19 protein-coding genes are annotated in these 24390 nt (G+C 61.6%); 12 read left to right on the top strand and 7 right to left on the bottom strand.

What is annotated here, in order from left to right; translation table 11 throughout:
- Nucleotides 1-163: 163 nt before the first annotated feature.
- From AC1RR7_RS16745 to AC1RR7_RS16720, 6 genes are read left to right on the top strand one after another with little or no spacing between them, the layout of a single operon-like run.
- The gene (locus tag AC1RR7_RS16745) at nucleotides 164-892 is read left to right on the top strand and encodes an HAD-IB family phosphatase (RefSeq protein ID WP_096818663.1); all 729 of its coding nucleotides are present in this window, start codon (nucleotides 164-166) and stop codon (nucleotides 890-892) included.
- A complete protein-coding gene (locus AC1RR7_RS16740) occupies nucleotides 885-2279 on the top strand; it encodes an aspartate aminotransferase family protein (RefSeq protein ID WP_096818493.1) in 1395 nt (464 codons plus the stop codon). The genes AC1RR7_RS16745 and AC1RR7_RS16740 overlap by 8 nt, the downstream gene beginning before the upstream one ends.
- Entirely contained in the window at nucleotides 2276-3157 is an 882-nt protein-coding gene (locus AC1RR7_RS16735) for an alpha/beta hydrolase (protein ID WP_493158025.1), read from the top strand. Before AC1RR7_RS16740 ends, AC1RR7_RS16735 begins: the two co-directional genes overlap by 4 nt.
- Before the next feature lie 43 nt (nucleotides 3158-3200).
- Nucleotides 3201-4328, top strand: a complete 1128-nt coding sequence (locus AC1RR7_RS16730) for a GNAT family N-acetyltransferase (protein WP_192558889.1) — start codon at nucleotides 3201-3203, stop codon at nucleotides 4326-4328.
- Between the two features lie 9 nt (nucleotides 4329-4337).
- Complete coding sequence (locus tag AC1RR7_RS16725) at nucleotides 4338-6110, top strand: sensor histidine kinase (protein ID WP_493158112.1); 1773 nt, start codon at nucleotides 4338-4340, stop codon at nucleotides 6108-6110.
- Nucleotides 6100-7488, top strand: a complete 1389-nt coding sequence (locus AC1RR7_RS16720; RefSeq protein WP_273536745.1) for a sigma-54-dependent transcriptional regulator — start codon at nucleotides 6100-6102, stop codon at nucleotides 7486-7488. The genes AC1RR7_RS16725 and AC1RR7_RS16720 overlap by 11 nt, the downstream gene beginning before the upstream one ends.
- Nucleotides 7489-7526: 38 nt before the next feature.
- On the opposite strand, the gene AC1RR7_RS16715 is transcribed toward AC1RR7_RS16720, so the two are convergent.
- From AC1RR7_RS16715 to metE, 3 genes are all read right to left on the bottom strand, one after another.
- Nucleotides 7527-8192 (bottom strand): DsbA family oxidoreductase, encoded by a 666-nt coding sequence (locus tag AC1RR7_RS16715; protein WP_493158024.1) that lies wholly within the window; start codon nucleotides 8190-8192, stop codon nucleotides 7527-7529.
- 50 nt (nucleotides 8193-8242) lie between these two features.
- The gene (locus AC1RR7_RS16710; protein ID WP_096818505.1) at nucleotides 8243-9277 is read right to left on the bottom strand and encodes an alpha/beta fold hydrolase; all 1035 of its coding nucleotides are present in this window, start codon (nucleotides 9275-9277) and stop codon (nucleotides 8243-8245) included.
- 149 nt (nucleotides 9278-9426) lie between these two features.
- The gene (gene metE / locus AC1RR7_RS16705; protein WP_493158023.1) at nucleotides 9427-11739 is read right to left on the bottom strand and encodes a 5-methyltetrahydropteroyltriglutamate--homocysteine S-methyltransferase; all 2313 of its coding nucleotides are present in this window, start codon (nucleotides 11737-11739) and stop codon (nucleotides 9427-9429) included.
- 111 nt (nucleotides 11740-11850) lie between these two features.
- Between metE and metR the strand changes: the two genes are divergently transcribed.
- Nucleotides 11851-12768, top strand: coding sequence for a transcriptional regulator MetR (gene metR / locus AC1RR7_RS16700; RefSeq protein ID WP_096818509.1), 918 nt, complete (start codon nucleotides 11851-11853; stop codon nucleotides 12766-12768).
- Here metR and AC1RR7_RS16695 read toward each other — a convergent pair.
- The 4 genes from AC1RR7_RS16695 to nosR form a co-directional block, all read right to left on the bottom strand.
- Nucleotides 12752-13282: a GNAT family N-acetyltransferase gene (locus tag AC1RR7_RS16695; protein WP_102620781.1), complete on the bottom strand. Its 531-nt coding sequence runs from the start codon at nucleotides 13280-13282 to the stop codon at nucleotides 12752-12754. The two genes, metR and AC1RR7_RS16695, sit on opposite strands and share 17 nt — an antisense overlap.
- Before the next feature lie 2 nt (nucleotides 13283-13284).
- Entirely contained in the window at nucleotides 13285-13923 is a 639-nt protein-coding gene (locus AC1RR7_RS16690) for a LysE family translocator (RefSeq protein WP_102620782.1), read from the bottom strand.
- A 23-nt stretch (nucleotides 13924-13946) separates the two neighbouring features.
- Nucleotides 13947-14381: an NUDIX hydrolase gene (locus tag AC1RR7_RS16685; RefSeq protein ID WP_102620783.1), complete on the bottom strand. Its 435-nt coding sequence runs from the start codon at nucleotides 14379-14381 to the stop codon at nucleotides 13947-13949.
- Between the two features lie 72 nt (nucleotides 14382-14453).
- Complete coding sequence (gene nosR / locus AC1RR7_RS16680) at nucleotides 14454-15809, bottom strand: response regulator c-di-GMP phosphodiesterase, NosR family (protein WP_096818516.1); 1356 nt, start codon at nucleotides 15807-15809, stop codon at nucleotides 14454-14456.
- A gap of 248 nt (nucleotides 15810-16057) precedes the next feature.
- On the opposite strand from nosR, the gene AC1RR7_RS16675 reads away from it, so the two are divergent.
- Genes AC1RR7_RS16675 through AC1RR7_RS16655 form a run of 5 tightly spaced genes read left to right on the top strand, consistent with a single transcriptional unit; the run spans nucleotide 16058 to nucleotide 24378 of the window.
- Nucleotides 16058-18331, top strand: a complete 2274-nt coding sequence (locus tag AC1RR7_RS16675) for a GGDEF/EAL domain-containing response regulator (RefSeq protein ID WP_493158022.1) — start codon at nucleotides 16058-16060, stop codon at nucleotides 18329-18331.
- Nucleotides 18328-20202 (top strand): putative bifunctional diguanylate cyclase/phosphodiesterase, encoded by a 1875-nt coding sequence (locus AC1RR7_RS16670; protein ID WP_493066038.1) that lies wholly within the window; start codon nucleotides 18328-18330, stop codon nucleotides 20200-20202. Before AC1RR7_RS16675 ends, AC1RR7_RS16670 begins: the two co-directional genes overlap by 4 nt.
- A complete protein-coding gene (locus AC1RR7_RS16665) occupies nucleotides 20199-21167 on the top strand; it encodes a cytochrome-c peroxidase (RefSeq protein ID WP_102620786.1) in 969 nt (322 codons plus the stop codon). The genes AC1RR7_RS16670 and AC1RR7_RS16665 overlap by 4 nt, the downstream gene beginning before the upstream one ends.
- Complete coding sequence (locus AC1RR7_RS16660; RefSeq protein ID WP_493158021.1) at nucleotides 21164-22978, top strand: DAHL domain-containing protein; 1815 nt, start codon at nucleotides 21164-21166, stop codon at nucleotides 22976-22978. The genes AC1RR7_RS16665 and AC1RR7_RS16660 overlap by 4 nt, the downstream gene beginning before the upstream one ends.
- Nucleotides 22975-24378: an ATP-binding protein gene (locus tag AC1RR7_RS16655; RefSeq protein WP_493158020.1), complete on the top strand. Its 1404-nt coding sequence runs from the start codon at nucleotides 22975-22977 to the stop codon at nucleotides 24376-24378. The genes AC1RR7_RS16660 and AC1RR7_RS16655 overlap by 4 nt, the downstream gene beginning before the upstream one ends.
- The last annotated feature ends 12 nt before the right edge of the window (nucleotides 24379-24390 follow it).

Below are 24390 nucleotides of genomic sequence, written 5' to 3'. Positions count from 1 at the left end.
CGCAAGCACTCATGTTGTTTGTAGCAAGCTACAAAAATTGTAGCTTCGAATCGCCAAAGCACCTCATCAGCCCCGCCAACAAAGGGGCCGAAGCACTTGGCACAGTCCCTGCTCTACCCCTCGGCAAGCGCACACAACGCGCTCTGACCAATAGGTAATGCAGATGATTGACTGGCATATCGTGTGTGATTTCGACGGGACCATCACCCGCACCGACGTGATCGACAGCATTCTCGAACGCTTCGCCGACCCGAGTTGGGAAGTGATCGAAAACCAGTGGCTGGCCGGTGAAATCGGTTCCCGTGAATGCCTCAGCCGCCAGCTCTCGCTGGTCAAGGCCACGCCCGGCCAACTGCTGGAATTCTTCGACAGCATCGAAATCGATCCGGACTTCCCCGACTTCGTCGACCACGCCATCGGCCTGGGCGCATCGTTCGAAGTGGTCAGCGACGGCATCGAACAAGGCATCGCGCGGATTCTTTCGCGCAACTACGTGACCCTGCTGCCGATCCTCGCCAACCGCCTGCGACAGCTGGATCACGAAAGCTGGCGCATCGACTTTCCGTATTCCAGCGATGCCTGCCGCGCGGCCTCCGGCAACTGCAAATGCAAATCCACGCCCGGCAACAAACGGGTGCTGGTGATCGGCGACGGCCAGTCCGACATGTGCGTGTCGTCCACCGCCGACTTCGTCTTCGCCAAGGGGCGCCTCGCCGAATACTGCGAACGCAACGCGATCCCTTACGCCCGCTTCGACAGCTTCGCTGAACTGCCGGCGCTGCTGGCCCTGCTGCCGAAGGCCAGTGCCGCCAACGCCACCTCTTTCAATGCCGAAGCTTTCAACTCGGAAACTTTCAATACAGAAACACAGGAACTCTTCCACCATGTCTGATATTCGAATTGCTACTGCGGAAGACCAGATTCTTCTGGAAAAAGAAGCCAAGTACTGCTCCTACGGCGACACCGTTCACTACATCGAACCGCCGCGCATTTTCAGCCGCTGCGAAGGCTCCTACGTCTGGGACACCGAAGACCAGGCCTACCTCGACCTGCAAATGTGGTACTCGGCGGTCAACTTCGGTTACGCCAACCCGCGCCTGAACAATGCGCTGAAACAGCAGATCGACACCCTGCCGCAGATCGCCAGCCAATACCTGCACAAAGGCAAGATCGAGCTTTCGGAAATGATCGCCGTGGACGCCAAGAAGAAGTTCGGCCTCGACGGTCGCGTGCACTTCAACGTCGGCGGTTCGCAGTCCATCGAGGACTCGCTGAAAGTCGTGCGTAACGCCAGCAACGGCAAAAGCCTGATGTTCGCCTTCGAGGGCGGTTACCACGGTCGTACCCTCGGCGCCTCGTCGATCACCTCCAGCTACCGCTATCGCCGCCGCTACGGCCACTTCGGCGAACGCGCCAACTTCATCCCGTTCCCATACCACTTCCGCGGCCCGAAAGGCATGACCAAGGAAGAGTACGGCAGCCACTGCGTGCAGCAGTTCGCCCGCCTGTTCGAAACTGAATACAACGGCGTCTGGGACCCGAAAGTCGGCCAGAGCGAATACGCAGCGTTCTACGTCGAGCCGATCCAGGGCACCGGCGGCTACGTGATTCCACCGATGAACTTCTACAGCGAACTCAAGCATGTGCTGGACCAGCACGGCATCCTGATGGTGGTCGACGAAATCCAGATGGGCTTCTATCGCACCGGCAAGCTGTGGTCGATCGAACACTTCGACGTCAAACCGGACGTGATCGTCTTCGGCAAGGCACTGACCAACGGCCTCAACCCGCTGGGCGGCATCTGGGCCAAGGAAGAACTGATCAACCCGAAAGTCTTCCCGCCAGGTTCGACCCACTCCACCTTCGCCTCCAACCCGCTGGGCACCGCCGTGGGCCTGGAAATGTTCAAGATGACCAGCGAAGTCGACTACGGCGCGATGGTCATGGCCAAGGGCAAATACTTCCTCGAAGGCCTGCAGGACCTGCAGAAACGCTACCCGATCATCGGCGACGTCGATGGCCTGGGCCTGGCCCTGCGCTGCGAAATCTGCGGCCCGGACGGTTTCACTCCGGACAAGGCCACCCTGGACTTCATGGTCGAGGAAGGCATGAAAGGCGACATCGAGATCGACGGCCGCAAACTGGGCCTGATCCTCGACGTGGGCGGCTACTACAAGAACGTGATCACCCTCGCGCCATCGCTGGAAATCAGCTACCCGGAAATCGACCTGGGCATCGCCCTGCTCGACCGTCTGCTGGCCCGGGCGATGAAACGATGAACGCGGCCGGGATCGATCTGGGCGAAGGCGACGCCGGTTTCGTTCTCGGCACAGGGGAGGTCGCGGTGTTGTTGATCCACGGCCTCACCGGCACCCCGACGGAGTTGCGTCGGGTCGCCGTGGGACTGGCCAAGGCCGGTTGCACGGTGTACGTGCCGACCCTCGCCGGGCACTGCGGCGGCAATGCCGATTTGCAGGCCACCGGCTGGCGCGACTGGTACGAAGGTGTGCGCAAGACTTTCGTCGGCATCCGTCGCCAGCACAGCAAAGTGTTTGTCGGCGGCCTGTCGATGGGTGCGGTGATGTCGATGTACGTGGCGTCCGAGCATCCGGGCCAGGTGGCCGGGTTGCTGATGTATTCCACGACCCTGAAATACGACGGCTGGAGCATCCACAAACTGGCGTTCCTGACGCCGTTGCTGATGAAAATCCCGTTCGGCGTGCACATCTGCAAGTTCGAGGAGAAACCACCCTACGGCATCAAGAATGAACGCCTGCGGGCCATCGTCGAACGGCAGATGAAGGAAGGCCACAGCAGTGAGGCCGGCCTGCTGACCATGGAGGGTGTGACCGTGCGCGAATTGCACCGGATGAACGCCGTGGTGCGCAAACGCATGCCTTCCATCACGGTGCCGGCCCTGGTGCTGCACTCCATCGAGGACGACATCACCAGCCGCTGGAACGCCGACTACGTGGAACGCAAGCTCGGTGGCGAAGTGGTGAAGATCCTGCTGGACGACTGCTATCACATGATCACGGTCGACCTGCAGTACCGACGCGTCGTGGAACTGAGTGTGCAATTCATCCAGAACCACCGCACCGACCTGCCGCTCACCGCTCCCTCCCTGTCGGCCGAGGAATACCGGCAGCGGGCGTGAGTCGACTGCAAAAACGATACGCCTTGCCGGTTAAGGAAACGACGTGATCACGGCCCAAGCCTTTTCAACCATCGAAGCGATTGATCGCGACGCATGGAATGCCTGCTTTCCCGAGGAGCTCGAAGACTGGGCCTATTATCGCGCCGTTGAACAGGCCGGCATCGACGGCTTCCAGTGGCGCTACCTGGCGCTGTTTGAAGACAACCACCTGATTGCGGCGGTCGTGGCCTTCACGACCGCCTATTCGCTCGACACCACCCTGCAGGGCACCGGCAAACGCTTGAGCCAATGGCTGCGCAGTTGCTGGCCGGGGCTGTTCGACATCCGCCTGTACGCCCTCGGTTCGCCGGTGGCGGAGCAGTGCCACGTCGGCACCCTCCCGTCTATTGATCCGACCCGCTGGCCTGACCTGTTCGCGCGCCTGCTGAAACTGGCTCGCGAGGACGCGGACCAGGCCGGAATCGGCCTGCTGGCGGTCAAGGATGCTTCCCACCGCAATCCGCAATGGCTCCAGGCCTGTCGCGAGGCCGGGTTGCAGAGCATGCCGGGGTTGCCCGGTGCCGAGCTGCCGATCACCTTCGCATCGGTCGACGCCTACCTCGGCACCCTGGGCAAATCCACCCGCAAGGACTTGCGCCGGACCCTGCGTGGTTCGGGCCCACGCATCGAATGGCGGCGCTCGGTCGACGACCTGCTGCCGACCATGATGCGTCTGTACGAAGCGACCCTGGCCCGCAGCGACCTGACGTTCGAGTGCCTGCCGGCTGCGTACTTTCGCCAGGTGCTCGAACACCTCGACGAGCGTGCCGCCTGCGTTTTGTACTGGGTCGGCGATGAGCTGGTAGCGTTCAACCTGGTGCTGCTGGACGAGCAAAGGCTGGTGGACAAGTTTTTTGCCCATGATCTGGCCCGGACCCGCGAGCACAAACTGTACATGCGCAGCTGGCTGGCCAATGTCGGCTACTGTATTGAACACCGCATCCCGATCTACGCGTGCGGCCAGGCCGGTTATGCCAGTAAGCTGCGCCTGGGTTGCTCGTTCGTCGGCAACACCGTGTTTTTCCGCCACCGCCATCCCGTGCTCAATCAACTGCTGCGGCTGGTGAAGTTATTCATCCGCCCGGATCGTACCGACCCGGCCATGGCGACTGCGATAAGCGAACAACAATAAGCGAGCATGATGATCAACGACCGACGCGCCACCGCCCGACCCTTCGCCCTCTCCGGCTGGAGCCTGCAACGCAAACTGGTGCTGGCGTTCTGGCTGGTCAGCGTGATCCCGACCATGATCGCCGCGGAACTGGCGGCCACCACCCTGTCGCAGATTTTCGACAGCAACGTGCGGATCTGGCTGCAGGAATCGACCAAGATCGTCGAGGACGAGATTCGCGAGATCGTGCGCGACAACGCCCGCGTCGCACAGTTGTTCCTGCGCTATACCCGCCCGCCCACGGACCGGCAGTCGTCCAGACGCGACAAGCTCACCGCTGACATCGCTGACTCCATGGGCATCGACGTGGTCGCCCTGGTGCGCAACAGCGATCACAAAGTGGTATTCAGCACTGCGGCCGATGACATCGTGCGGCAAATCAGCACCGCGCCCAAAGCCGTGCTGCAGACTCTGCAGGTCGGCGGCGTGGCGACCGGCGCCGTGGTTTCAACCTTCGAAAGCGATCAGGACGGCACCGACTACAAACTGATTGTCGTGACCTACCTCGATAACAGTTTCCTCACCAGCGTCGCCGACGTGCACTCTCTGGATCTGCGCCTGTACCTGGCCAAGGACGCCGACTTCTCGGAAATCTTTTCCACTCAGCGCTTTGAAGATCACCCGGCGATCGTGCCTGCAAAAATCGAGGACCAACTGCGCAGCACCAAGTTGCCGATCGAGCAGTCGACCAACCGCTACAGCGGCATCTACCGACCGATTCTCAACGAAAACGGTGAACTGCAAGGCGTGGTCTTCAGCGGTCTGCTGCGCCACACGACACTGGTCGGGCTGGTGAACCAGAGCAACCTGTTCATCCTGATCTTCATCCTCAGCTCGGCGGCTTCGCTCGCGGTGGGCTGGCTGGTATCCCAGCGCCTGACCATGCCGCTGCGCGGTCTGGCCAAAGGCGTGCAAGCGGTGATCGCCGGGGACTACCGTCAGCGCCTGCCCGTCACCGGCGGCGATGAACTGGCGGAACTGAGCAGCACCTTCAACCACATGAGCGAACGCCTCGGCGAGTTGCAGCACCTGGAATCGCAACTGCGACGCCGCGACCGCTTGCATGCGCTGGGTGAGGTCGCGATGGGCCTGGCCCATGAAATCCGCAACCCGCTGGGCATCATCAAGACCGCCACGCAGTTGCTGCACCGGCGCGCCGACCTGCCGGAGACCGACAAGCGTCATCTGGAATACGTGGTCAGCGAAGTCAGCCGCATCAACGACCTGATCACCGAATTTCTCGACTTCGCCAAACCCAGTGCACCGCTGCGCTCGACCCAACTGGCGCGGCCGCTGGTGGATGAGCTGGTGGGCTTCTGCGCCCCGGAACTGGCCAGCCACAATATCGATGTGCGGATCGACGACCGCGCCCCCGCCGCCACCCTGTATGCCGATGCCCGGCAACTCAAACAGGCCGGCCTGAACCTGATCGTCAACGCCATCGATGCCATGCCCGACGGCGGTCGCCTGACCCTGGGCATCCACAGCGATAAGCACAATACGGTCATCAGCGTCAGCGACACGGGCCAGGGTATCGAAGCAGACATGCTCGAGCGGATCTTCACGCCGTTCGTCACCACCAAGGCCTCCGGCACCGGGCTCGGCCTGGCCAAGGTGTACTCGATCATGGAAAGCCATGACGGGCGCATCGAATGCGTCAGCGAAAAAGATGCCGGGGCCACGTTCAGCCTGTACATTCCGGCCAACGGTGAAGATTTCGACGAGGACAGCGATGACACATAACGTACTGGTGGTCGACGACGAGCCCAAGCTCTGCGACTTGCTGGCATCGGCCTTGAGTCAGAACGACATTGTGGTGTTCACCGCCGGCAACGGCCTGCACGCGCTCAAGGTGCTGGAAGCCGAAGACATCGATCTGGTGATCAGCGACTGGCGCATGCCCGGCATGGACGGCCCGCAACTGCTGGCGGAAATCAAAAACCGTTTCCCGCAGTTGCCGGTGATCGTCATGACCGCCTACAGCACGGTGAAAAACGCCGTGCAGTCGATGCGCAACGGCGCCTTCGACTACATCGCCAAGCCCTTCGATATCGATGAACTGGACATCACCGTCAGCAAGGCCCTGCAATTTCGCGACATCCTCAAAGACAACCAGCGCATGCGCGCCGAGCTCGACGAACACCAGCAGATCGACAGCCTGGTCGGCGACAGCCCGAGTTTTCGCCGGGTGCTGAGCGCAATCGATTCGGTGCGTGAAAGCAACGCCACCATCCTGCTGACCGGCGAAAGCGGCACCGGCAAGGAAATGGTCGCCCGGGCCATCCACAAGCACGGCAACCGCGCCGACAAGCCGTTTGTCGCGGTCAACTGTGCGGCAATCCCGGAAGGTTTGCTGGAAAGTGAAATGTTCGGCCACCGCAAAGGCGCGTTCACCGGTGCGGTGGCGGACCGGGTCGGGCGCTTCCAGCAGGCGGACAAGGGCACGCTGTTTCTCGATGAAATCGGCGAGATGCCTTTGGCGCTGCAAGCGAAAATCCTCCGTGCCTTGCAGGAACGCATCATCGAACCGGTGGGCGATCCGCGCGAGCGCAAGGTCGATGTGCGGGTCATCGCCGCGACCAACAAGAACCTGCTGGATGCGGTGGCCAACAAGGAGTTTCGCGAAGACCTGTATTACCGCCTCAACGTGTTCCCGATTCCGTTGCCGGCCCTGCGTGAGCGGGTCGAAGACATCGCGCCGCTGGCCCGGCATTTCGCCCATACCCTGGGCGCTGCGGCGGGCAAACGCTTTACCGGGTTCAGTGCCGAGGCGTTGCAGGCGATGGCCCGCTATTCGTGGCCGGGCAATATTCGTGAACTGCAGAACTGCGTCGAACGCGCGACCATCGTGGCGTCCGGCGCAGAGATTGAAGAGCAGGACTTGCCGGCCTATCTGTTTGCCTCACAGCCGACCGAGCCCGGCGCCCTGGTCGCTGAAGGCAGCGTGCCGGCCGACCTGGAAGCGGCATTGGCCGAGGTGGAAAAAGCCTACATCCTCGCCGCGCTGGCACAGAGCAACGGCGTGCAGGCTGCGGCAGCGCAGTTGATCGGGATTTCCGAGCGCAGTTTCTGGTATCGACTGAAAAAACTGGGGATTCACGTGGACAAGATCGTCCGCTAGCCACGGTTCCCGGACAGTGCCCGGGAACCCTCGCAGCATCAGTTCACCGTGCCGCCCTTCGCCTCGCTCATGATCTGCCGGATCGCCCCGACAAAGGTCTCGACCGGCTGCCCGCCACTGACCGCGTATTGCCCGTTGAACACCACGGTCGGCACCGAGCTTACGCCGCGCGACAGCCACAATTGCTCTTCTTTGCGCACGTCGCTGGCGAATTCGTCGGATGCCAGAATCGCCTCGGCACGCTGTCGGTCGAGGCCGACGCTTTCGGCAATCTGCGCCAGTTGCGAGTGATCGGACGGGTTGCCGCCATCAGTGAAATACGCCTTGAACAGCGCCTCTTTCAACGGCAGCTGCAAGCCCTTCTCCCCGGCCCAGTGCAGCAATCGATGAGCATCGAAGGTGTTGTAGATGCGGCTGTTGGAATCGGTGCGAAAACTGAAACCGACATCGGCACCACGGGAGCGGATCACTTCACGATTCTTCTGTGACTGCTCTGGCGTCGATCCGTATTTTTCATGGATATGTTCGCCGATGTTCTGCCCTTCCGGCCCCATCTTAGGGTTCAGTTCGAACGGCTGGAAACGGATCTCGGCCTGCACCTCGTTGCGCAGAATCTCCAGCGCCCGCAGCAGACCGTACAGACCGACGACGCACCACGGGCAGGACACGTCGCTGACAAAATCGATTTTCAGGGCAGAACTCATGACTCACCTCGCGCGTTCAATCGTGGCCAAAGACCTGCACGATACACCCGCTAGAGCAGATTGCGCTCGGTCACCGGTTCGATCTGCGCCCAGTGCGAAGTGTCTTCACGGTGTTGCTGCAAATACGGCAACACCGCCGCCAGCAACGGCGCCTTGAACGCCTCCTGAAAGCGATGGGCCAGGCCCGGAATCAGCTTCAACTGGCTGCCGCGAATGTGCGCCGCCAGATGCACGCCGTGCATCACCGGCAGCAATGGGTCAGCCGTGCCATGAACCACCAGCGTCGGCACCCGCAATTGATTGAGCAATGCCACGCGGCTCGGCTCGGCAAGAATCGCCATGATCTGACGCTTCACGCCTTCGGGGTTGAACGCCCGGTCATAGGACACCGCCGCCTGATGCAACAGCATCTGACGATCATCGGTGACCGTCGGGCTGCCCAGCGCTGCCAGCAGATCGGCCTGTTGCTCCAGCGCCACTTCGCGATTGGGCGCGCCGCGCCGAGACAACAATTGCACCAGCGCCGCGCTCGGTGCCGGCAGGCCTTCGGCACCGGAACTGGTCATGATCAGCGTCAGGCTCTCGACCCGTTGCGGCGCCATGGCCGCCAGGTGCTGGGCGATCATCCCGCCCATGCTCGCGCCGAGTACGTGGAATTGCTCGACGTGCAACGCGTCCATCAGGCCCAGCGCATCCTCGGCCATGTCGGTCAGGCTGTAAGGCGCCGCTACCGGCAGACCGAGTTTATAGCGCAGCACTTCAAACGTCAGATTGGCCTCGGCCGGTGCCTGGCGCCAGGTCGAAAGACCCACGTCACGATTGTCATAACGAATCACCCGAAAACCCTGCTGACACAGGGCGATCACCACTTCGTCAGGCCAGTGAATCAACTGCCCGCCCAGCCCCATCACCAGCAACAACGCCGGATCCGACGCACGACCGATGCTTTGGTACGCCAGGCTCACCTGCTCCAGATCGACCCGTTCGGTCGGTACATTGACGTCGCAACGCGACGCCGCATAAGACGCCTGCCCGAAAAAAACCGCGGCCAACAACGCCGCGATTGCAAAAAATCCCTTGAACATGAAAAACACCGAAACGTAGAACCCCAGTAGAGCGCGAGTCTGATGAAGTTTGTTCAAGCGCGCTGCCACAGTTCGATGACAGTTTGATGAAGAGTGCCGAGCGGTCGAACCTGCGGGAGCGAAAAGACTCGCTCCCGCAGGGTTATGGGTTACGCCAACTGACTGCGCAGTTGCCGCGCTGCCGCGACCATGTTGATCAGTGCCGCTTCAGTCTCAGGCCACGCGCGGGTCTTGAGGCCGCAATCGGGGTTGACCCACAGACGCTCTGCCGGGATTCGTTTCACGGCTTTGCTCATCAACTTGACCATTTCGGCCGTGTCCGGCACCCGTGGCGAGTGGATGTCGTAGACGCCCGGGCCGATGTCGTTCGGGTAGTCGAACGCTTCGAAGGCTTCGAGCAGCTCCATGTCCGAGCGCGAGGTTTCGATGGTGATCACGTCGGCGTCCATGTCGGCGATGGCCTTGATCACGTCGTTGAATTCGCTGTAGCACATGTGGGTGTGAATCTGGGTTTCATCCTTCACGCCCGAGGCCGTCAGGCGGAACGCGTCCACGGCCCAGTCGAGGTATTCCTGCCATTGCTCACGGCGCAGCGGCAGGCCTTCACGGAACGCGGCTTCGTCGATCTGGACGATCTTGATCCCGGCGTTTTCCAGATCCACCACTTCGTCACGCAGGGCCAGCGCCAGTTGCTGTGCCTGGACTTTGCGCGACACGTCTTCGCGGGGGAACGACCACATCAGCATCGTCACCGGGCCGGTCAGCATGCCTTTCATGACCTTGTCGGTCAGGCTCTGGGCGTAGGTGATCCAGTCCACGGTCATGGCGTTCGGACGAGACAGATCACCATAAATCACCGCCGGTTTGACGCAACGGGAACCGTAGCTCTGGACCCAGCCGAACCGGGTGAACAGGTAACCATCGAGCTGCTCGGCGAAGTACTCGACCATGTCGTTGCGCTCCGCTTCACCGTGCACCAGCACATCGAGGCCCAGACGTTCCTGGACTTGCACCGCATGGCGGATTTCGCTGCGCATGGCATCGTGGTAATCGTTGGCCGACAGCTTGCCCTGCTTGAACGCCTGACGGGCCAGACGGATCGAGCCGGTCTGCGGGAACGAACCGATGGTGGTGGTCGGGAACGTCGGCAATTTCAGACGCGCCTGTTGTGCGGCGATGCGTTTGGCGAACGGCGAATGGCGCTGGCTGTCGCTGGCGCCGATCGCGTTGATCCGCGCCTGCACGTCGGCCTTGTGAATACGTGGCGAGCGGGCGCGGCTTTCTTGGATGGCGCGGCTTTCGGCCAGTGCGCGTTGCACTTTCGGCGCTTGCGGATCGTTCAGCGCATCACGCAAAACCGAGATTTCGCTGCACTTCTGCACGGCGAAGGCCAGCCAGCTTTTCAGTTCCGGATCGAGCTTGTCTTCACGCTCGACATCCACCGGGCTGTGCAGCAGCGAGCAGGAACTGCTGACCCACAGGTTGTCGCCAAAACGCTCCTGGGCCGGTTGCAGTTGTGCCAGCGCCTGTTCCAGTTCGCAGCGCCAGACATTGCGACCGTTGACCAGGCCCACCGAAAGAATCTTGTAGGTCGGCAGGCGATCCAGCACCTGACCGAGCTGATCCGGCGCACGCACCGCATCGATGTGCAGCCCTTGCACCGGCAAGCCGACGGCGAGGCCGAGGTTGTCTTGCAGACCGCTGAAATAGGTCGCCACCAGTTTCTTCAACGGCGAGTACTGAAGGATGTGATAGGCGCGTTCGAACGCACTTTTCCACGCCTGCGGCAGGTCGAGGGTCAGGATCGGTTCGTCGATCTGCACCCACTCCACGCCCTGCGCGGCGAGGCGACCGAGGATTTCGTTGTAGACCGGCAGCAGGCGCTCGAGCAGGTCGAGCTTGTCGAAGTCGTTGCCTTTCGCCTTGCCCAGCCACAGGTAAGTCAGCGGGCCGATGATCACCGGTTTGACGTTGTGACCGAGGGCCTTGGCTTCTTCGACTTCATCGAACAGCTGTTCCCAGCTCAGCTTGAACGACTGGTCTGCGGTGAATTCCGGGACCAGGTAGTGGTAGTTGGTGTCGAACCACTTGGTCAGTTCTTGCGCATATTGGGTCTTGCCATGTTCGCCGCCACAGCAGGAAGTCGTGGCGCCACGGGCCATGGCGAAGAGTGTGTCGAGGGTCGGCAGGCCGCGTTCATCGCGCACGCCATCGAAGCGCTCGGGGATCACACCGAAGGTCAGCGAATGGGTCAGCACCTGGTCGTACCAGGCAAAGTCGCCGACCGGCAGCAGATCGATGCCGGCATCTTTCTGCAGTTGCCAGTGTTTGGCGCGCAGCTCACGGCCGACCTGATTCAAAGCGGCCTGATCAAGATCGCCTTTCCAGTAGGCTTCGAGGGCTTTTTTCAGTTCGCGGTCAGCGCCGATGCGCGGGAAACCTAGGGTGTGGGCCACGGCCATGTCGAGTGTTCTCCATTGCGTAAAAGATGGCGCCATTGTCGACAGCCAGGGCAACATGAGACAAACTCAACCTTTTCGTGTTGATCACAAATTTTCCTCATGGAGCCTGCGGTGCTTGAGATCCGTCACCTGAAAACCCTGCACGCCCTGCGCGAAGCCGACAGCCTGGTCGATGCGGCCGACCGCCTGCACCTGACCCAGTCGGCGCTGTCCCACCAGTTCAAGGAACTGGAAGAACGCATGGGCATGCCATTGTTCGTGCGCAAGACCAAACCGGTGCGTTTCACCAGCGCCGGCCTGCGCCTGCTACAACTGGCGGACGCGACCCTGCCGCTGCTGCGCGGTGCCGAACGTGATATCGCGCGCCTGGCCGGTGGCACCGCCGGGCGTCTGCACATGGCGATCGAATGCCACAGCTGCTTCCAGTGGCTGATGCCGACCATCGACCAGTTCCGCGATGCGTGGCCGGAAGTCGAACTCGACCTGGCCTCGGGTTTCTCCTTCGCACCGCTGCCGGCGTTGGCCCGGGGTGACCTGGATCTGGTAGTGACGTCCGATCCGTTGGAAATTGCCGGCATCACCTACGTGCCGCTGTTCACCTACGAAGCGATGCTCGCGGTCGCCAACCAGCACGCATTGGCGAGCAAACCGTACATCGTCCCCGAAGACCTGCTGACCGAAACCCTGATCACTTATCCGGTTGAACGCGACCGGCTGGACATCTTCACCCGCTTCCTCGAACCGGCCGACATCGAACCTGCGCAGGTGCGCACGTCAGAGCTGACGGTGATGATGATGCAACTGGTGGCCAGTGGTCGTGGCGTGTGCGGCATGCCGCACTGGGCGCTGCATGAATACAGCTCACGGGGTTACGTGAAGGCCAAGCGGCTGGGCGAGAAAGGTCTTTTTGCGACGCTGTATGCGGCGATCCGTGCCGACATGCTGGACGCGCCGTACATGCGCGATTTCCTGCTGACGGCCAAGGACACGTCGTTCTCGACGCTGGATGGGGTCAGCGCGGTTCGTTGAGGCTGGCGGTTGGCACGAAAGGCGCGCACCACATGTGGATCTTGTCGAAGTAGTCCTCGCCGACCCGCACCGCCATCGGCTCCAGGCCGAACTGGACGAAGCCGCAGCGCTGGTACAGATGAAACGCCGCCTCGTTGCCGGCAGTGACGGTCAGTTGAATGACTTTCAGTGCCGGATGCTGCTGCGCTTCCCCCAGCACGGCCTCCATCAGTTTCAGGCCCAGCCCGCGCTGACGAAAGTCCGCCGACACATACATGCCGAAGACCGTTGCCTTGTGCCGGGCCTTTTCCCGAGGCTCGAACGCCAGGCCAACGATGCCCGCCAGCCGGCCTTCTTCGAACGCGCCGAACACCGCATCAAGCTTGCTGGTCAGGCGCGATTCCCACCAACTCAAGGGCATCGCCGCGCGCTCGCGCACGCTGGAGGTGAACGCCTGCGGATGCCGGTCATAGGCTTCCAGCATCAATTCGCGATAGGCCAGCGCATGACTGGCGTCCAGCCGTTCGATCCACATGTTCAAGCCGACCGGCGTTGTTCAAGCATCAGCCGTACGGCCAGACCGCCGAGCACAAACCCCATGAAATAACGCTGCGCCGCCAGCCACGTCGGGTTGCTGACGAACCACGAAGCGATGCCCGCCGCGAACAGCGCGATCAACAGATTGACGCTGAAACTGACGCTGATCTGGGTCAGGCCGAGAATGATGCTTTGAGTGAACACCGAGCCGTGTTCCGGGGTAATGAACTGCGGAAATACCGAAAGGTAGAACACTGCGATTTTCGGGTTCAGGGCACTGGTGAGAAAGCCCATGGTGATCAGTTTGCGCGACGAATCCGCCGGCAGTTGCTGCGCCTCGAACGGCGAACGCGCGCCGGGCTTCACCGCCTGCCAGGCCAGCCACAGCAGGTAGAACGCGCCGGCCCATTTCAACACTTCATAGGCCATCGGCACCGCGAGAAACACCGCGGTCAATCCGGCCGCCGCCGCGAACAGATGCACGAAGAACCCTGCCACCACGCCGAGCAGAGAGGTCACTCCGGCCTTGCGTCCCTGACAGATCGAACGGGAGATCAGGTAGATCATGTTCGGCCCCGGCGTCAGTACCATCAGCAGTGCAGCGGCAGCAAAAATCAGCAGGTCTTGAAGCGGGATCATGACGAAGTCCTTTGTACGAATGATCAGGCGATCGCAGTCAGCGAGGCTCGATAAAACGGCAGGATCAGGTCACGTGTCAATGGGGCGAGAACGACATCGCCGTCGGTGGCCGGATCGATCCAGATCACCTCTTCGATCTCGGCGGCCGGGGAGACGTCGGCGTCGATGGTCAGTTGAAAGATCTCGGCCTGCACGACAAACCCCGGCTCGTTGGCAGCCGGTGCCGAGAACTGGCCGAGAAAAGTCGCCTGCGCCGTATCGATCACCAGCCCCAGTTCTTCCTCCAGCTCACGGGCCAGCGCATGTACCGGCAGCTCATGGGCCTCGATCTTGCCGCCGGGCTGCATGAACGCCGTGGTGTCGCGCTTGCGCACCAGCAGGGTCTGGCCGTCGGGGTTGAGCAGCAGCGCGGCGGCAATACGAATGATGCGGGGGGAAACAGCGGATACAGAGGTCATGGGACAGCCACCGGCCTTGAGAAAAACCGCAAGGATCCCATGCCGGCGGCGCCAGCGTCACCTCATACGGTCTCAAGACTGGGCCAGAAGCGCCGCCTCGCCCTCCTCCGGCACTTTTACGAACACCTTGTATTTGCCACCTTCCATGGCTTCGAAACTGATCAGTTTGTCCACCAGCAGTGCACTCAGCACCTTGCCGGCATTGAGCAGCAACATGCCGTTATCGGCATTGAGGTTGCGCGCCAGCATCATCCCCGCCGCCAGTTCCCGGGTGCCCAGCACCTTGACGCTCGGATCGGTCAGGGTGATGTCGCTGACCATCGCGCACACCTTGATGAAATCCTCGATCAGCTCGGGATCATAGAGTTTGCCCGCGTACTGACGCAGGTACAGCAACGCTTCATCGCTATTCATCTGCCGCTCGAGAATCAACCCGCGCTGCAACTCGACAAAATCCACCGCCAGTTTCAACAGCCGCGAGCCCAAGGGAATCGCCTCACCCTTGAGCCGGTCGGGAAACCCGCTGCCGTCCCAATGCTCCTGATGGTGCAGGATCAGCCGCGCGGCATCCTTCATCGGGTCCAGGGTCATCAGCAGCGACTCACTCTGCTTCGGATAACCCCGATAGCGGTCGCGTTCGGTGCTGTGCAGCAGGTCCGAGGGGGTGGTCATCATGCTGTCGGTCCAGCTCAGCTTGCCGATGTTGTAGAGCGCGGCGGCCATGGTCAGGTCGCGGCTGGCGGCTTCGTCCAGCCGATGCACCTTGCAGTAGCCGCGCACCAGTTCAATGATCTGCCGGTTGGTCTGCTTGGCTGGCGGCAGGCGCAGGTTGGCGAGCAACGAGAACACTTCGGTGCCGGTCACATAGCTGTGCTTGAGCTCCTCGTAGGCCAGGTCGAGCATGTCGGCGGTCTGTTGCAGCTCGGCGGTACGGGCGCTGACATGTTTTTCCAGGGTGCTGTTGAGCAACTTCAACTGATCGTTCTGCACCCGGGTCAGTTGCTCCAGGCGCTCGCGCTCCCGGGCCAGATGTTGATGTTCCAGCGCCTGGCGCAGGATCAGGAGCATTTCTTCGTCGTTCCAGGGTTTGCTGATATAGCGGTCGATCTGCCCTTCGTTGATGGCCTTGATGATCGCCGAAGGGTCGGCATACCCCGTCAACATGATCCGCGTGGTCGCCGGATACAGCTGGTGAACGTTGGCCAGCAAGGTGGCGCCGTCCATGTTGGGCATCCGCGCGTCACTCATCACCAGATCGACCGGGCGTTGCGCCATCATTTCCAGTGCCTGGGTACCGCTGGTGGCGAGCAACACGTCATAGGGCTGGCCACGCAGCAGGCGGCGCAGGCTGTTGAGGATCGACTCCTCGTCATCGACCAGCAACACGGTGGGCCGGTGGGTCAAAGTCGGGGCGGATTGCTCTTCCATGGCGAGGCCTCACGGGAAACGGTGGACATGACAGGCGTCTCGGCAGACCTCCTCGCTTGCCCGCGCCTCAGTGACAGGCTAGATGATTTTTTCGCGCAGACCGCACAAATCATCGGGTAAGGCGAAGTGCCGAAGGGGCAACTATGCTCAAGTCGCTGGACGACACCATCGGCCTGCGCGCAGGCGTGTGATGAGGGGAAAAGGATGCTCCCGATGACGAACGTGCGTGAACTTGCGGGTATTGCGCCATGAGTGCGCAACTCGGGCAAATCAATCGTCGCGTACTGATCGTCGACGATACGGCGTCGATCCACGGCGATTTCGAGAAAATCCTCAAACCCGCCACGATTGAAGACGACAGCCTGGACGAAACCGAAAGCCTGCTGTTCGGCACCCCGTCCACCGCGTCTGCCACGCAGAAAGAACACTTCGAGCTGGATTCGGCCTTTCAGGGGCGCGAGGCCCTGGACAAGGTCGAGGCCGCCCTGGCCGCTGGTCGTCCTTACGCCATGGCCTTCATCGACATGCGCATGCCACCGGGCTGGGACGGCCTGGAAACCATCGAACGGCTCTGGCAGGTCGATCCCAAGCTGCAAGTGGCCCTGTGCACCGCCTACTCCGACTACTCCTGGGAAGACATCGACGAGCGGTTGCCGCTGAACGATCGCCTGCTGATCCTGAAAAAACCCTTCGATGCGATCGAAATCCGCCAGATGGCCAGCGCTCTGACCGTCAAATGGCAAATGACCGAAGACGCCGCGCTGAAGATGAACCTGCTGGAACAAGCCGTGCAGGACCGCACGCGGGAGCTGTCCGACGCCAACATCATCGTGCAGAACAGCCCGACCATCCTTTACCGCTTGCGCGGCGAGCCATCGTTTCCGCTGATGTACATCTCCCACAACATCACCCGCTACGGGCATGTCGCGGCCGATCTGGTGGGGGCGGCCAACTGGGCGCAGGTGCTGATCCATCCGGACGATCAGGCCAATGTCGATGCCGCCATGGCGCGGGTGCTGGACCGGCATGCCCTGGGCGCTTCGATCGAGTTTCGCCTGCGCACCGGCCAGGGCACGTGGCGCTGGGTGGAGAACCGCTACATCCCGGTGCGCGACCACGACGGCCGGCTGCTGGAAGTGGAAGGCATCATCCTCGACATCACCGAACGCCGGGTGGCCGAGGAGAAAATGGCCCAGCTGGCCCGTACGGACGGCCTCACCGGGCTGGCCAATCGCGCCACACTGATCGAACGCCTGCATCAAGCCTTTGCCGCCGCACGTCGGGGGGCGGCGCCATTCGCGGTGTTTTACCTGGACCTGGATCACTTCAAGCGAATAAACGACACCCTCGGTCATCCGGTCGGCGACCTGCTGTTGCAGCAAGTGGCACAACGGATCAAATCCGGCGTTCGGGAAAACGATGTAGTGGCGCGTCTGGGCGGCGATGAATTCGCGATCCTGCAACTGGACGTCAGCGAACCGACCCAATCCGCCGCCATGGCCACCAAGATCCTTGAGGCTCTGCAGGTGCCCTATCAACTGGCCGGCAACGCCGTGCGCATTTCGGTCAGCATCGGCATCAGCAGCTACAGCCCCGCCAGCTTCGATGCCGACAGCCTGTTGGGACAGGCCGACATGGCGCTGTACCGCGCCAAGGAATCCGGACGCAATCAGTATCACTTCCACTCCGAGGAAATCACCCGGGAGGTGGCCGAGCGCATGGTCCTTGCCGAAGAGTTGACGACGGCCCTCACCCAGGGAGGGCTGAAGCTCGATTACATGCCGGAAGTGGACCTGCACAGCGGCAAGATTCTCGGCATGGCCGCGCAGGTCAGTTGGCAACATCCCAGGCTTGGCCTGCTGCCGGCGTCGGCCTTCGTACCGGCGGCGGAAAAGACCGGCGCAATCATTCCACTCGGACGCTGGATCCTCGATCACGCCTGCTGGCAGATGCGTCAGTGGCAAAACGAGGGAGTGGCGCCACCGGTGATGGCGATCAAGATTTCCCTGGCACAGCTCAAGTCCGGTCCCGAACTGATCTACGACGTGTTGCGCACCACGGCCCGCTGGGAGCTGGCGCCATGGGATCTGCGTTTCGATGTCACCGAAGCCACACTGGCCCAGACCCAATGGACACACAACGATGCGTTGCCGCGCCTGCGCGAGTTGGGTGTGACCATCGCCATCGATGATTTCGGCACCGAATACTCATCGTTCGATTACCTGAAAACCTACCGGGTCAATCACCTCAAACTCGCCCAGTCCCTGATCGACAATGCGGCTCAGGATGAAGACGGCGCCAATCGGCTGCGGGCGATCGTCAATTTCGCCCGGGACCTGGCGATCGACATCAGCGCCGAAGGCGTCACGCCTGAGGATCAGGGCAGTGCCCTGGTGTCCTGCGCGCCGTTGAAAAACGTGCAGGGCTTCAGCTTGAGCGAAGCGGTCAGCCCTGAACAGGCAGCCCGACTGCTGAAGGACTGGAGTGCGGCCGCCCCGCTGCCCAAGGAGGATGAAGGATGAAAACGCCTTTTCCCCAGACCAACCGGCGCATTCTGATCGTCGACGATACGCCGGCGATCCATGCCGACTTCCGCAAGATCCTCGCCCCCGAGAGCGGTGGCGAAGCGGATCTGAGCGGTCTTGAACAAACGCTGTTCGGTACCCGCCAGTCGCCGCATCTGACCTTCCAGCTCGACTCTGCCTACCAGGGCCAGGAAGCCTTGAAACTGGTGCAACACGCGCTGGACGAAGGCCGTCCCTATGCCCTCGCCTTCACCGACATGCGGATGCCGCCCGGCTGGGACGGTCTGGAAACCATTGAAAAACTTTGGGAGGTCGATCCCAACCTGCAAATCGCGCTGTGCACCGCCTACTCCGACTACAGCTGGGAAGCCATGGCCGAGCGCCTGGAGTTCGGCGATCAGTTACTGATCCTGAAAAAACCGTTCGACACCCTGGAAATCCGGCAGATGGCCAATGCCCTGACCTGGAAATGGCAACTGGCCCAGGACGCGGCGCTGAAGATGCTCAGCCTCGAACAAACCATCGAGGCGCGCGTGCACGAGTTGCTCAAGGTCTCGCATCTGTTGCAATACGACAGCCTCACGGGCCTGCCCAACAGCACCTTGCTCGGCGACCGTCTGACCCAGTCACTGGCCGCATGCCGGCGCCATGACAAACAACTGGTGGTGATGTTTCTCGGCCTGGATCGTTTCAAGCGCATCAACAATGCCCTGGGCCATCCGGCGGGCGACGAGATGCTCAAACGGGTCGGCCAGCAACTGCTGGCCTGCGTGCGCGAATCGGACTCGGTCTTTCGCTATGGCTCCGACGAGTTCGTGGTGATGCTCAGCGACATCAACCACCCGCAGCAGACGCGCAGCATCGCCGAAAAACTGCTGGCGGCCATCCGTGAGCCACAGACGATTGTCGGTCACGACGTCAGTGTCACCGCCAGCGTGGGCATCAGTATTTATCCGGACGACGGACTGGAAGCCATCGACCTGATCAAAAAAGCCGAAACGGCCATGCGCAATGCCAAGGAAAGCGGCCCGAACGAGATCGGTTTCTTCATCGAGGCCATGAACCAGCGTGCCCGGGAACAGCAAGGCATCGAGTCGGGCATCCGCCAGGCCCTGCAACGGCACGAATTCGTCCTGCACTACCAGCCGAAAATCGATCTGGGCAGCGGCCGGGTGGTGGGCGCCGAAGCGCTGGTGCGCTGGCAAAAACCGGGACATGGCTGGGTGTATCCATCGGAGTTCATCCCGGTGGCCGAAGACAGCGGCCTGATCGTGCCTCTGAGCAAATGGGTGCTGGGCGAAGCTTGTCGTCAGACGCGAGACTGGCAAAAAGCCGGGCTGCCGCCGATCCGCATGTCGGTCAACACCTCGGCCATCGACTTTCGCCAGCGCCTCTTTGTCGAGGGCATCGAACAGGTGCTGGAAGAGACCGGGCTGGATCCCGTGCTGCTGGAACTGGAGATCACCGAGGGCGTGCTGATGCAGAACGTCGACGCGACCATGAGCGCGTTGAACCGCTTGAAAGCGTTGGGGGTCAAGCTGGCCATCGATGATTTCGGGACCGGGTATTCCAGCCTGAGTTACCTGCGGCGGTTCCCCATCGATGTGCTGAAAATCGATCAGTCGTTCATTCGCGGCCTGAGCCATGACAGCAGCGATGCCGCGCTGGTCGGCGCGATCATCAGCCTGGGCAAGAGCCTGAACCTGAACGTCATCGCCGAAGGGGTGGAGACCGCGCAACAGTTGGCTTTTCTCAGGTCCCACCACTGCGAGGAAGGCCAGGGCTACTACTTCAGCAAGGCCCTGCCGGCGGACGCCTTCGCCCGCCTGCTGATGACCGGGTTGCCGGGGCCATGGAGCGCATCATGAACACGCCGCCGAGGTGCCCGTCCCGCAGCGTTCTGTTCCTGCTGCTGTTCGTTCCCTGCGCCAATACCGTTGCCGCGCCGCTGGACGAGCCGCTGAAACCCTTGCCCGAGATTCCGAAACAGGACCCGAAACGCGTCGAACTGGGTCGCCAGCTTTTCCACGATCCACGGCTATCGGTCAACAACACCCTGTCCTGCGCCAGTTGCCATCAACTGGACAAGAACGGGGCCGACAGCCGCGCCTTTTCCCCGGGCTTCGATGGACAACCGGTAGCGGTGAACACGCCGACCGTGCTCAACGCCAGCCTCAATTTCCGCCAGTTCTGGGACGGTCGCGTCGAAACGCTGGAAGAGCAGACCAATGTCGTCATCACCAGCCCCCACGAAATGGGCAGCGACTGGAAAACCGTTGTGCAACGGATCGCCGACGAACCCGACTATCGCCAGTCTTTCAGCGCCGCCTACCCGGATGCCGTGACGAAAGCCAATATCCAGAACGCCCTGGCGGCCTACGAACGCACGCTGCTGACACCCGACTCACGCTTCGATCAGTACCTTTTGGGCAACACGGACATCCTGACCCTGGATGAAAAGTACGGCTATCAGCGCTTCAAGGACTACGGCTGTATCGCCTGCCATCAGGGGGTGAACATCGGCGGCAACATGTTCCAGAAGTTCGGGGTGTTCGGCGACTACATCGCCGATCGCGGCAACCCGACGCTGGCCGACCAGGGCCGGTTCAACGTGACCGGCGACGAAGACGATCGCGCCGTGTTCAAGGTGCCGAGCCTGCGCAACGTCGCGCTGACCGCGCCGTACTTTCACGACGGCTCGGCGCCCACCCTCGAGCGGGCCGTGGATGTGATGTTCCAGTATCAGTTGGGCCGTATGCCGAGCGAGGAAGACAAGGCGCTGATCATCGAGTTTCTCAAGACCCTGACCGGGCACTGGGAGGGCAAGCCATGATGAAGATGTCACGCCGGGTCAGCCTGATATTGCTCGGGCTTGTCGCCGTGCTGCTGGCCTCGACCCTGATTTTTCTGTACCTCAAGTCCAGCTCCGAGCAGACCACGACCTACACCGAATCCCGGGACCTGATCCGCCAGATCAAGCAACAGGACGCCCTGTGGGAAAGCGAAATCCTCAAGGCCCGGGTGGCGATCTCGCACAATTACGACCCGCTGGTTTCACCGATGAACGAGATGAACCGCCTGTGGGCACGCTTCGACACTATGGAGTCCGGGCACGGGCGCAACGACTCCACGCAATGGGATGAGGCCCACGAAGGGTTCCTGAAAGCCATGCAGGAAAAGACCCGTCTGGTCGAACAGTTCAAGTCGCACAACGCGTTGTTGCGCAACTCCCTGGCGTTTCTGCCGACCGCCGAGGATGACATTCAGGCGCAGCTGACCAATCTGTCCGACCTCGACAAGATTCAATTGCAGAACATCGTCACCGACACCTATGACCTGCTGCTCAGCGCACTGGAATTCGCCCAGGTCGCCTCCGACGACAAGGCGGCCGATATCGAGCTGGGTTTGAACAAACTGACGGTGAACGCGCAACGCTTGCCCCGGGACTTCCAGACGCCGATCAGGATCCTGAGCAATCACATCACCCTGATCCTGCGCGAGCAGCCGATCGTCAACCGCCTGCTCGACCAGATCGAAGCCATTCCCGTGGCCGAGCGCCTGGACACCATCACCAACATGCTCGATCAGGATCAGCAGCGGGTCGAAAAGATCGACCAGAAATACCATTTCTACCTGCTGCTGTTTTCCGTCCTGCTGATGTTGTCACTGCTGTGGCTGGCCATCCGCCTGATCCGCAGCTTCGCCGAGATCAACCGGGTCAACGCGGCCCTGCAAACCGCCAACGATGTGCTGGAACAAAGGGTCGATGAACGGACCCGCGAGCTCAAGAACGTCCAGAGCGAATTGCTCGACGCCGCGCGCCAGGCCGGCATGGCCGAAATCGCGACCAACGTGTTGCACAACGTCGGCAACGTGCTCAACAGCGTGAACATTTCCTCCGACCTGATCTCGCGAAAACTGCGCAGCAGCAAGGCCCTGGGATTGGGCAAGGCCATGCAACTGATCAACGAACACCCGGACGACCTCGGGCCATTCCTGACCGAGGACGCCAAGGGCAAGTTGCTGCCCGGCTATCTCAACCAACTGGTAGGCGCCATCGCCCAGGAACAGCAGGAAATGGCCGACGAACTGGCCCAGATGAACAAGAGCGTCGATCACATCAAGGACATCGTCGCCACCCAGCAATCCTATGCCGGGGCCAACAGCATGACAGAGCCGCTGTACATCAACGAGCTGCTCGAAGACGCCCTGCGCATGAATGCCGGCGCACTCACCCGGCACCATGTCACGGTGGTCAAGGAGTACGGCGACGTGCCTCAGGTGATGGGCGACAAACACCGTTTGCTGCTGATCCTGATCAACCTCATCAGCAACGCCAAGTACGCGATGTCCGACCTCAGCAACCGCCCACGGACCATGACCCTGGGCGTGAAGATCGTCGACGAGAGTTTTCTGGAAATCAGCGTCAGGGACGATGGCGAAGGCATCGCCCCGGAAAACATGACACGGATCTTTGCCCACGGCTTCACGACCCGCAAGGAGGGTCATGGCTTCGGCCTGCACAGCTGCGCCCTGGCGGCCATCGAGATGAACGGCCATCTCACCGCCCACAGTGACGGGCCGGGGCTGGGCGCCATGTTCACCCTGCAGATTCCGCTGATCACCGTAACGGAGAACGCATGAGCGAACTGTCGAACCGCCGCATTCTGCTGATCGACGACATGCCGTCAATCCACGAAGACTTTCGCAAGATCCTCGCCCCGACACAGGCGCAGTCAGCGGAACTGGACGAGATGGAAGCGGCCCTGTTCGGCGCACCTGCCAAGCCCCGGCGAGCAACGTTCGAACTGGACTCGGCCTATGGCGGTGAAGAAGGTCTGGCCAAACTCAACCTGGCCTTGCAGGAGCAGTGCCCGTACGCCCTGGCCTTTGTCGACATGCGCATGCCCGACGGTTGGGACGGGGCGAAAACCATCGAGCATCTCTGGCAACAGGATCCGCAATTGCAGGTGGTGGTGTGCACCGCTTATTCCGACTATTCCTGGGACGAACTGCTGGATCGCCTGCACGCCCACGACCGGTTGCTGATCCTGAAAAAGCCGTTCGACAACATCGAAGTCCAGCAGATGGCCAACACCCTGCTGACCAAATGGCAGATGACCGAACGCGCGTCGCTGCAAATGCATCACCTGGAACATTTGGTTGACCAGCGCACCGCCCAGTTCAAGCAGGCCAGCGAAGCCTTGCAGCGAGAGATCGACGAACGCAAGCAACTGGAAGGCCAGTTGGTGCAGTCGGAAAAACTCGCCTCGCTGGGGCAACTGGCGGCCGGGGTTGCCCATGAAATCAACAACCCGATCGGGTTCATTTCCTCCAACCTCGGCACGCTCGACGGTTACTTCCAGCAGTTGCTGGCCATGCTCGGCGCCTATCACGCCGCCGGGCAGACCCTGGCCGCCGAGCCTGCTGCGCAGTTGCAGCAACTGCGCGAACACCTCGAAGTGGATTTTCTGCTCGAAGACATTCCGGTGCTGATCCGCGAATCCAAGGAAGGCATCGGCCGGGTCGGGCAGATCGTCAAGGACCTCAAGGACTTCTCCCGGGTCGATACCCAGCAGCAATGGCAGTGGGCGAACCTGCAACAGGGCATCGACTCGACCCTGAACATCGTCGCCAGCGAACTCAAGTACAAGGCCGATGTGGTCAAGGAGTATCAGGACCTTCCGGACATCGAATGCCTGCCCTCGCAGATCAATCAGGTCATCATGAACCTGGTGGTCAACGCGGCGCAGGCCATGGGGGCGGAACGCGGCACCATTACCCTGCGCACCGCTGTGCAGGGGGAGTCGGCGATCATCGAAGTGGCCGACAACGGCTCGGGCATCGCGCCCGAGACCCTGCAGAAAATCTTCGACCCGTTTTTCACGACCAAACCCGTAGGCCAGGGGACAGGGCTGGGGTTGTCCCTGTCCTATGGCATCGTGAAGAAACACGGCGGGGACATTTCCGTCAGCAGCACGCCGGGGGCCGGCACAACGTTTCGCGTGCAACTGCCTTTGCGCCAGACCCGGCCTGCGGCCTGATGTCAGGTCAGT

The organism is Pseudomonas sp. GW821-FHT11G12, assembly GCF_058808055.1.
This window is presented reverse-complemented; position numbering and strand designations above follow the sequence as displayed.

Bases quoted from the DNA above. Each gene is read 5' to 3' on its own strand.
- AC1RR7_RS16745 (WP_096818663.1), top strand. From the start codon at position 164: ATGATTGACTGGCATATCGTGTGTGATTTCGACGGGACCATCACCCGC.
- AC1RR7_RS16740 (WP_096818493.1), top strand. From the start codon at position 885: ATGTCTGATATTCGAATTGCTACTGCGGAAGACCAGATTCTTCTGGAA.
- AC1RR7_RS16735 (WP_493158025.1), top strand. From the start codon at position 2,276: ATGAACGCGGCCGGGATCGATCTGGGCGAAGGCGACGCCGGTTTCGTT.
- AC1RR7_RS16725 (WP_493158112.1), top strand. From the start codon at position 4,338: ATGATCAACGACCGACGCGCCACCGCCCGACCCTTCGCCCTCTCCGGC.
- AC1RR7_RS16720 (WP_273536745.1), top strand. From the start codon at position 6,100: ATGACACATAACGTACTGGTGGTCGACGACGAGCCCAAGCTCTGCGAC.
- AC1RR7_RS16715 (WP_493158024.1), bottom strand. From the start codon at position 8,192: ATGAGTTCTGCCCTGAAAATCGATTTTGTCAGCGACGTGTCCTGCCCG.
- AC1RR7_RS16710 (WP_096818505.1), bottom strand. From the start codon at position 9,277: ATGTTCAAGGGATTTTTTGCAATCGCGGCGTTGTTGGCCGCGGTTTTT.
- metE (WP_493158023.1), bottom strand. From the start codon at position 11,739: ATGGCCGTGGCCCACACCCTAGGTTTCCCGCGCATCGGCGCTGACCGC.
- AC1RR7_RS16695 (WP_102620781.1), bottom strand. From the start codon at position 13,282: ATGTGGATCGAACGGCTGGACGCCAGTCATGCGCTGGCCTATCGCGAA.
- AC1RR7_RS16690 (WP_102620782.1), bottom strand. From the start codon at position 13,923: ATGATCCCGCTTCAAGACCTGCTGATTTTTGCTGCCGCTGCACTGCTG.
- AC1RR7_RS16685 (WP_102620783.1), bottom strand. From the start codon at position 14,381: ATGACCTCTGTATCCGCTGTTTCCCCCCGCATCATTCGTATTGCCGCC.
- nosR (WP_096818516.1), bottom strand. From the start codon at position 15,809: ATGGAAGAGCAATCCGCCCCGACTTTGACCCACCGGCCCACCGTGTTG.
- AC1RR7_RS16675 (WP_493158022.1), top strand. From the start codon at position 16,058: ATGAGTGCGCAACTCGGGCAAATCAATCGTCGCGTACTGATCGTCGAC.
- AC1RR7_RS16670 (WP_493066038.1), top strand. From the start codon at position 18,328: ATGAAAACGCCTTTTCCCCAGACCAACCGGCGCATTCTGATCGTCGAC.
- AC1RR7_RS16665 (WP_102620786.1), top strand. From the start codon at position 20,199: ATGAACACGCCGCCGAGGTGCCCGTCCCGCAGCGTTCTGTTCCTGCTG.
- AC1RR7_RS16660 (WP_493158021.1), top strand. From the start codon at position 21,164: ATGATGAAGATGTCACGCCGGGTCAGCCTGATATTGCTCGGGCTTGTC.
- AC1RR7_RS16655 (WP_493158020.1), top strand. From the start codon at position 22,975: ATGAGCGAACTGTCGAACCGCCGCATTCTGCTGATCGACGACATGCCG.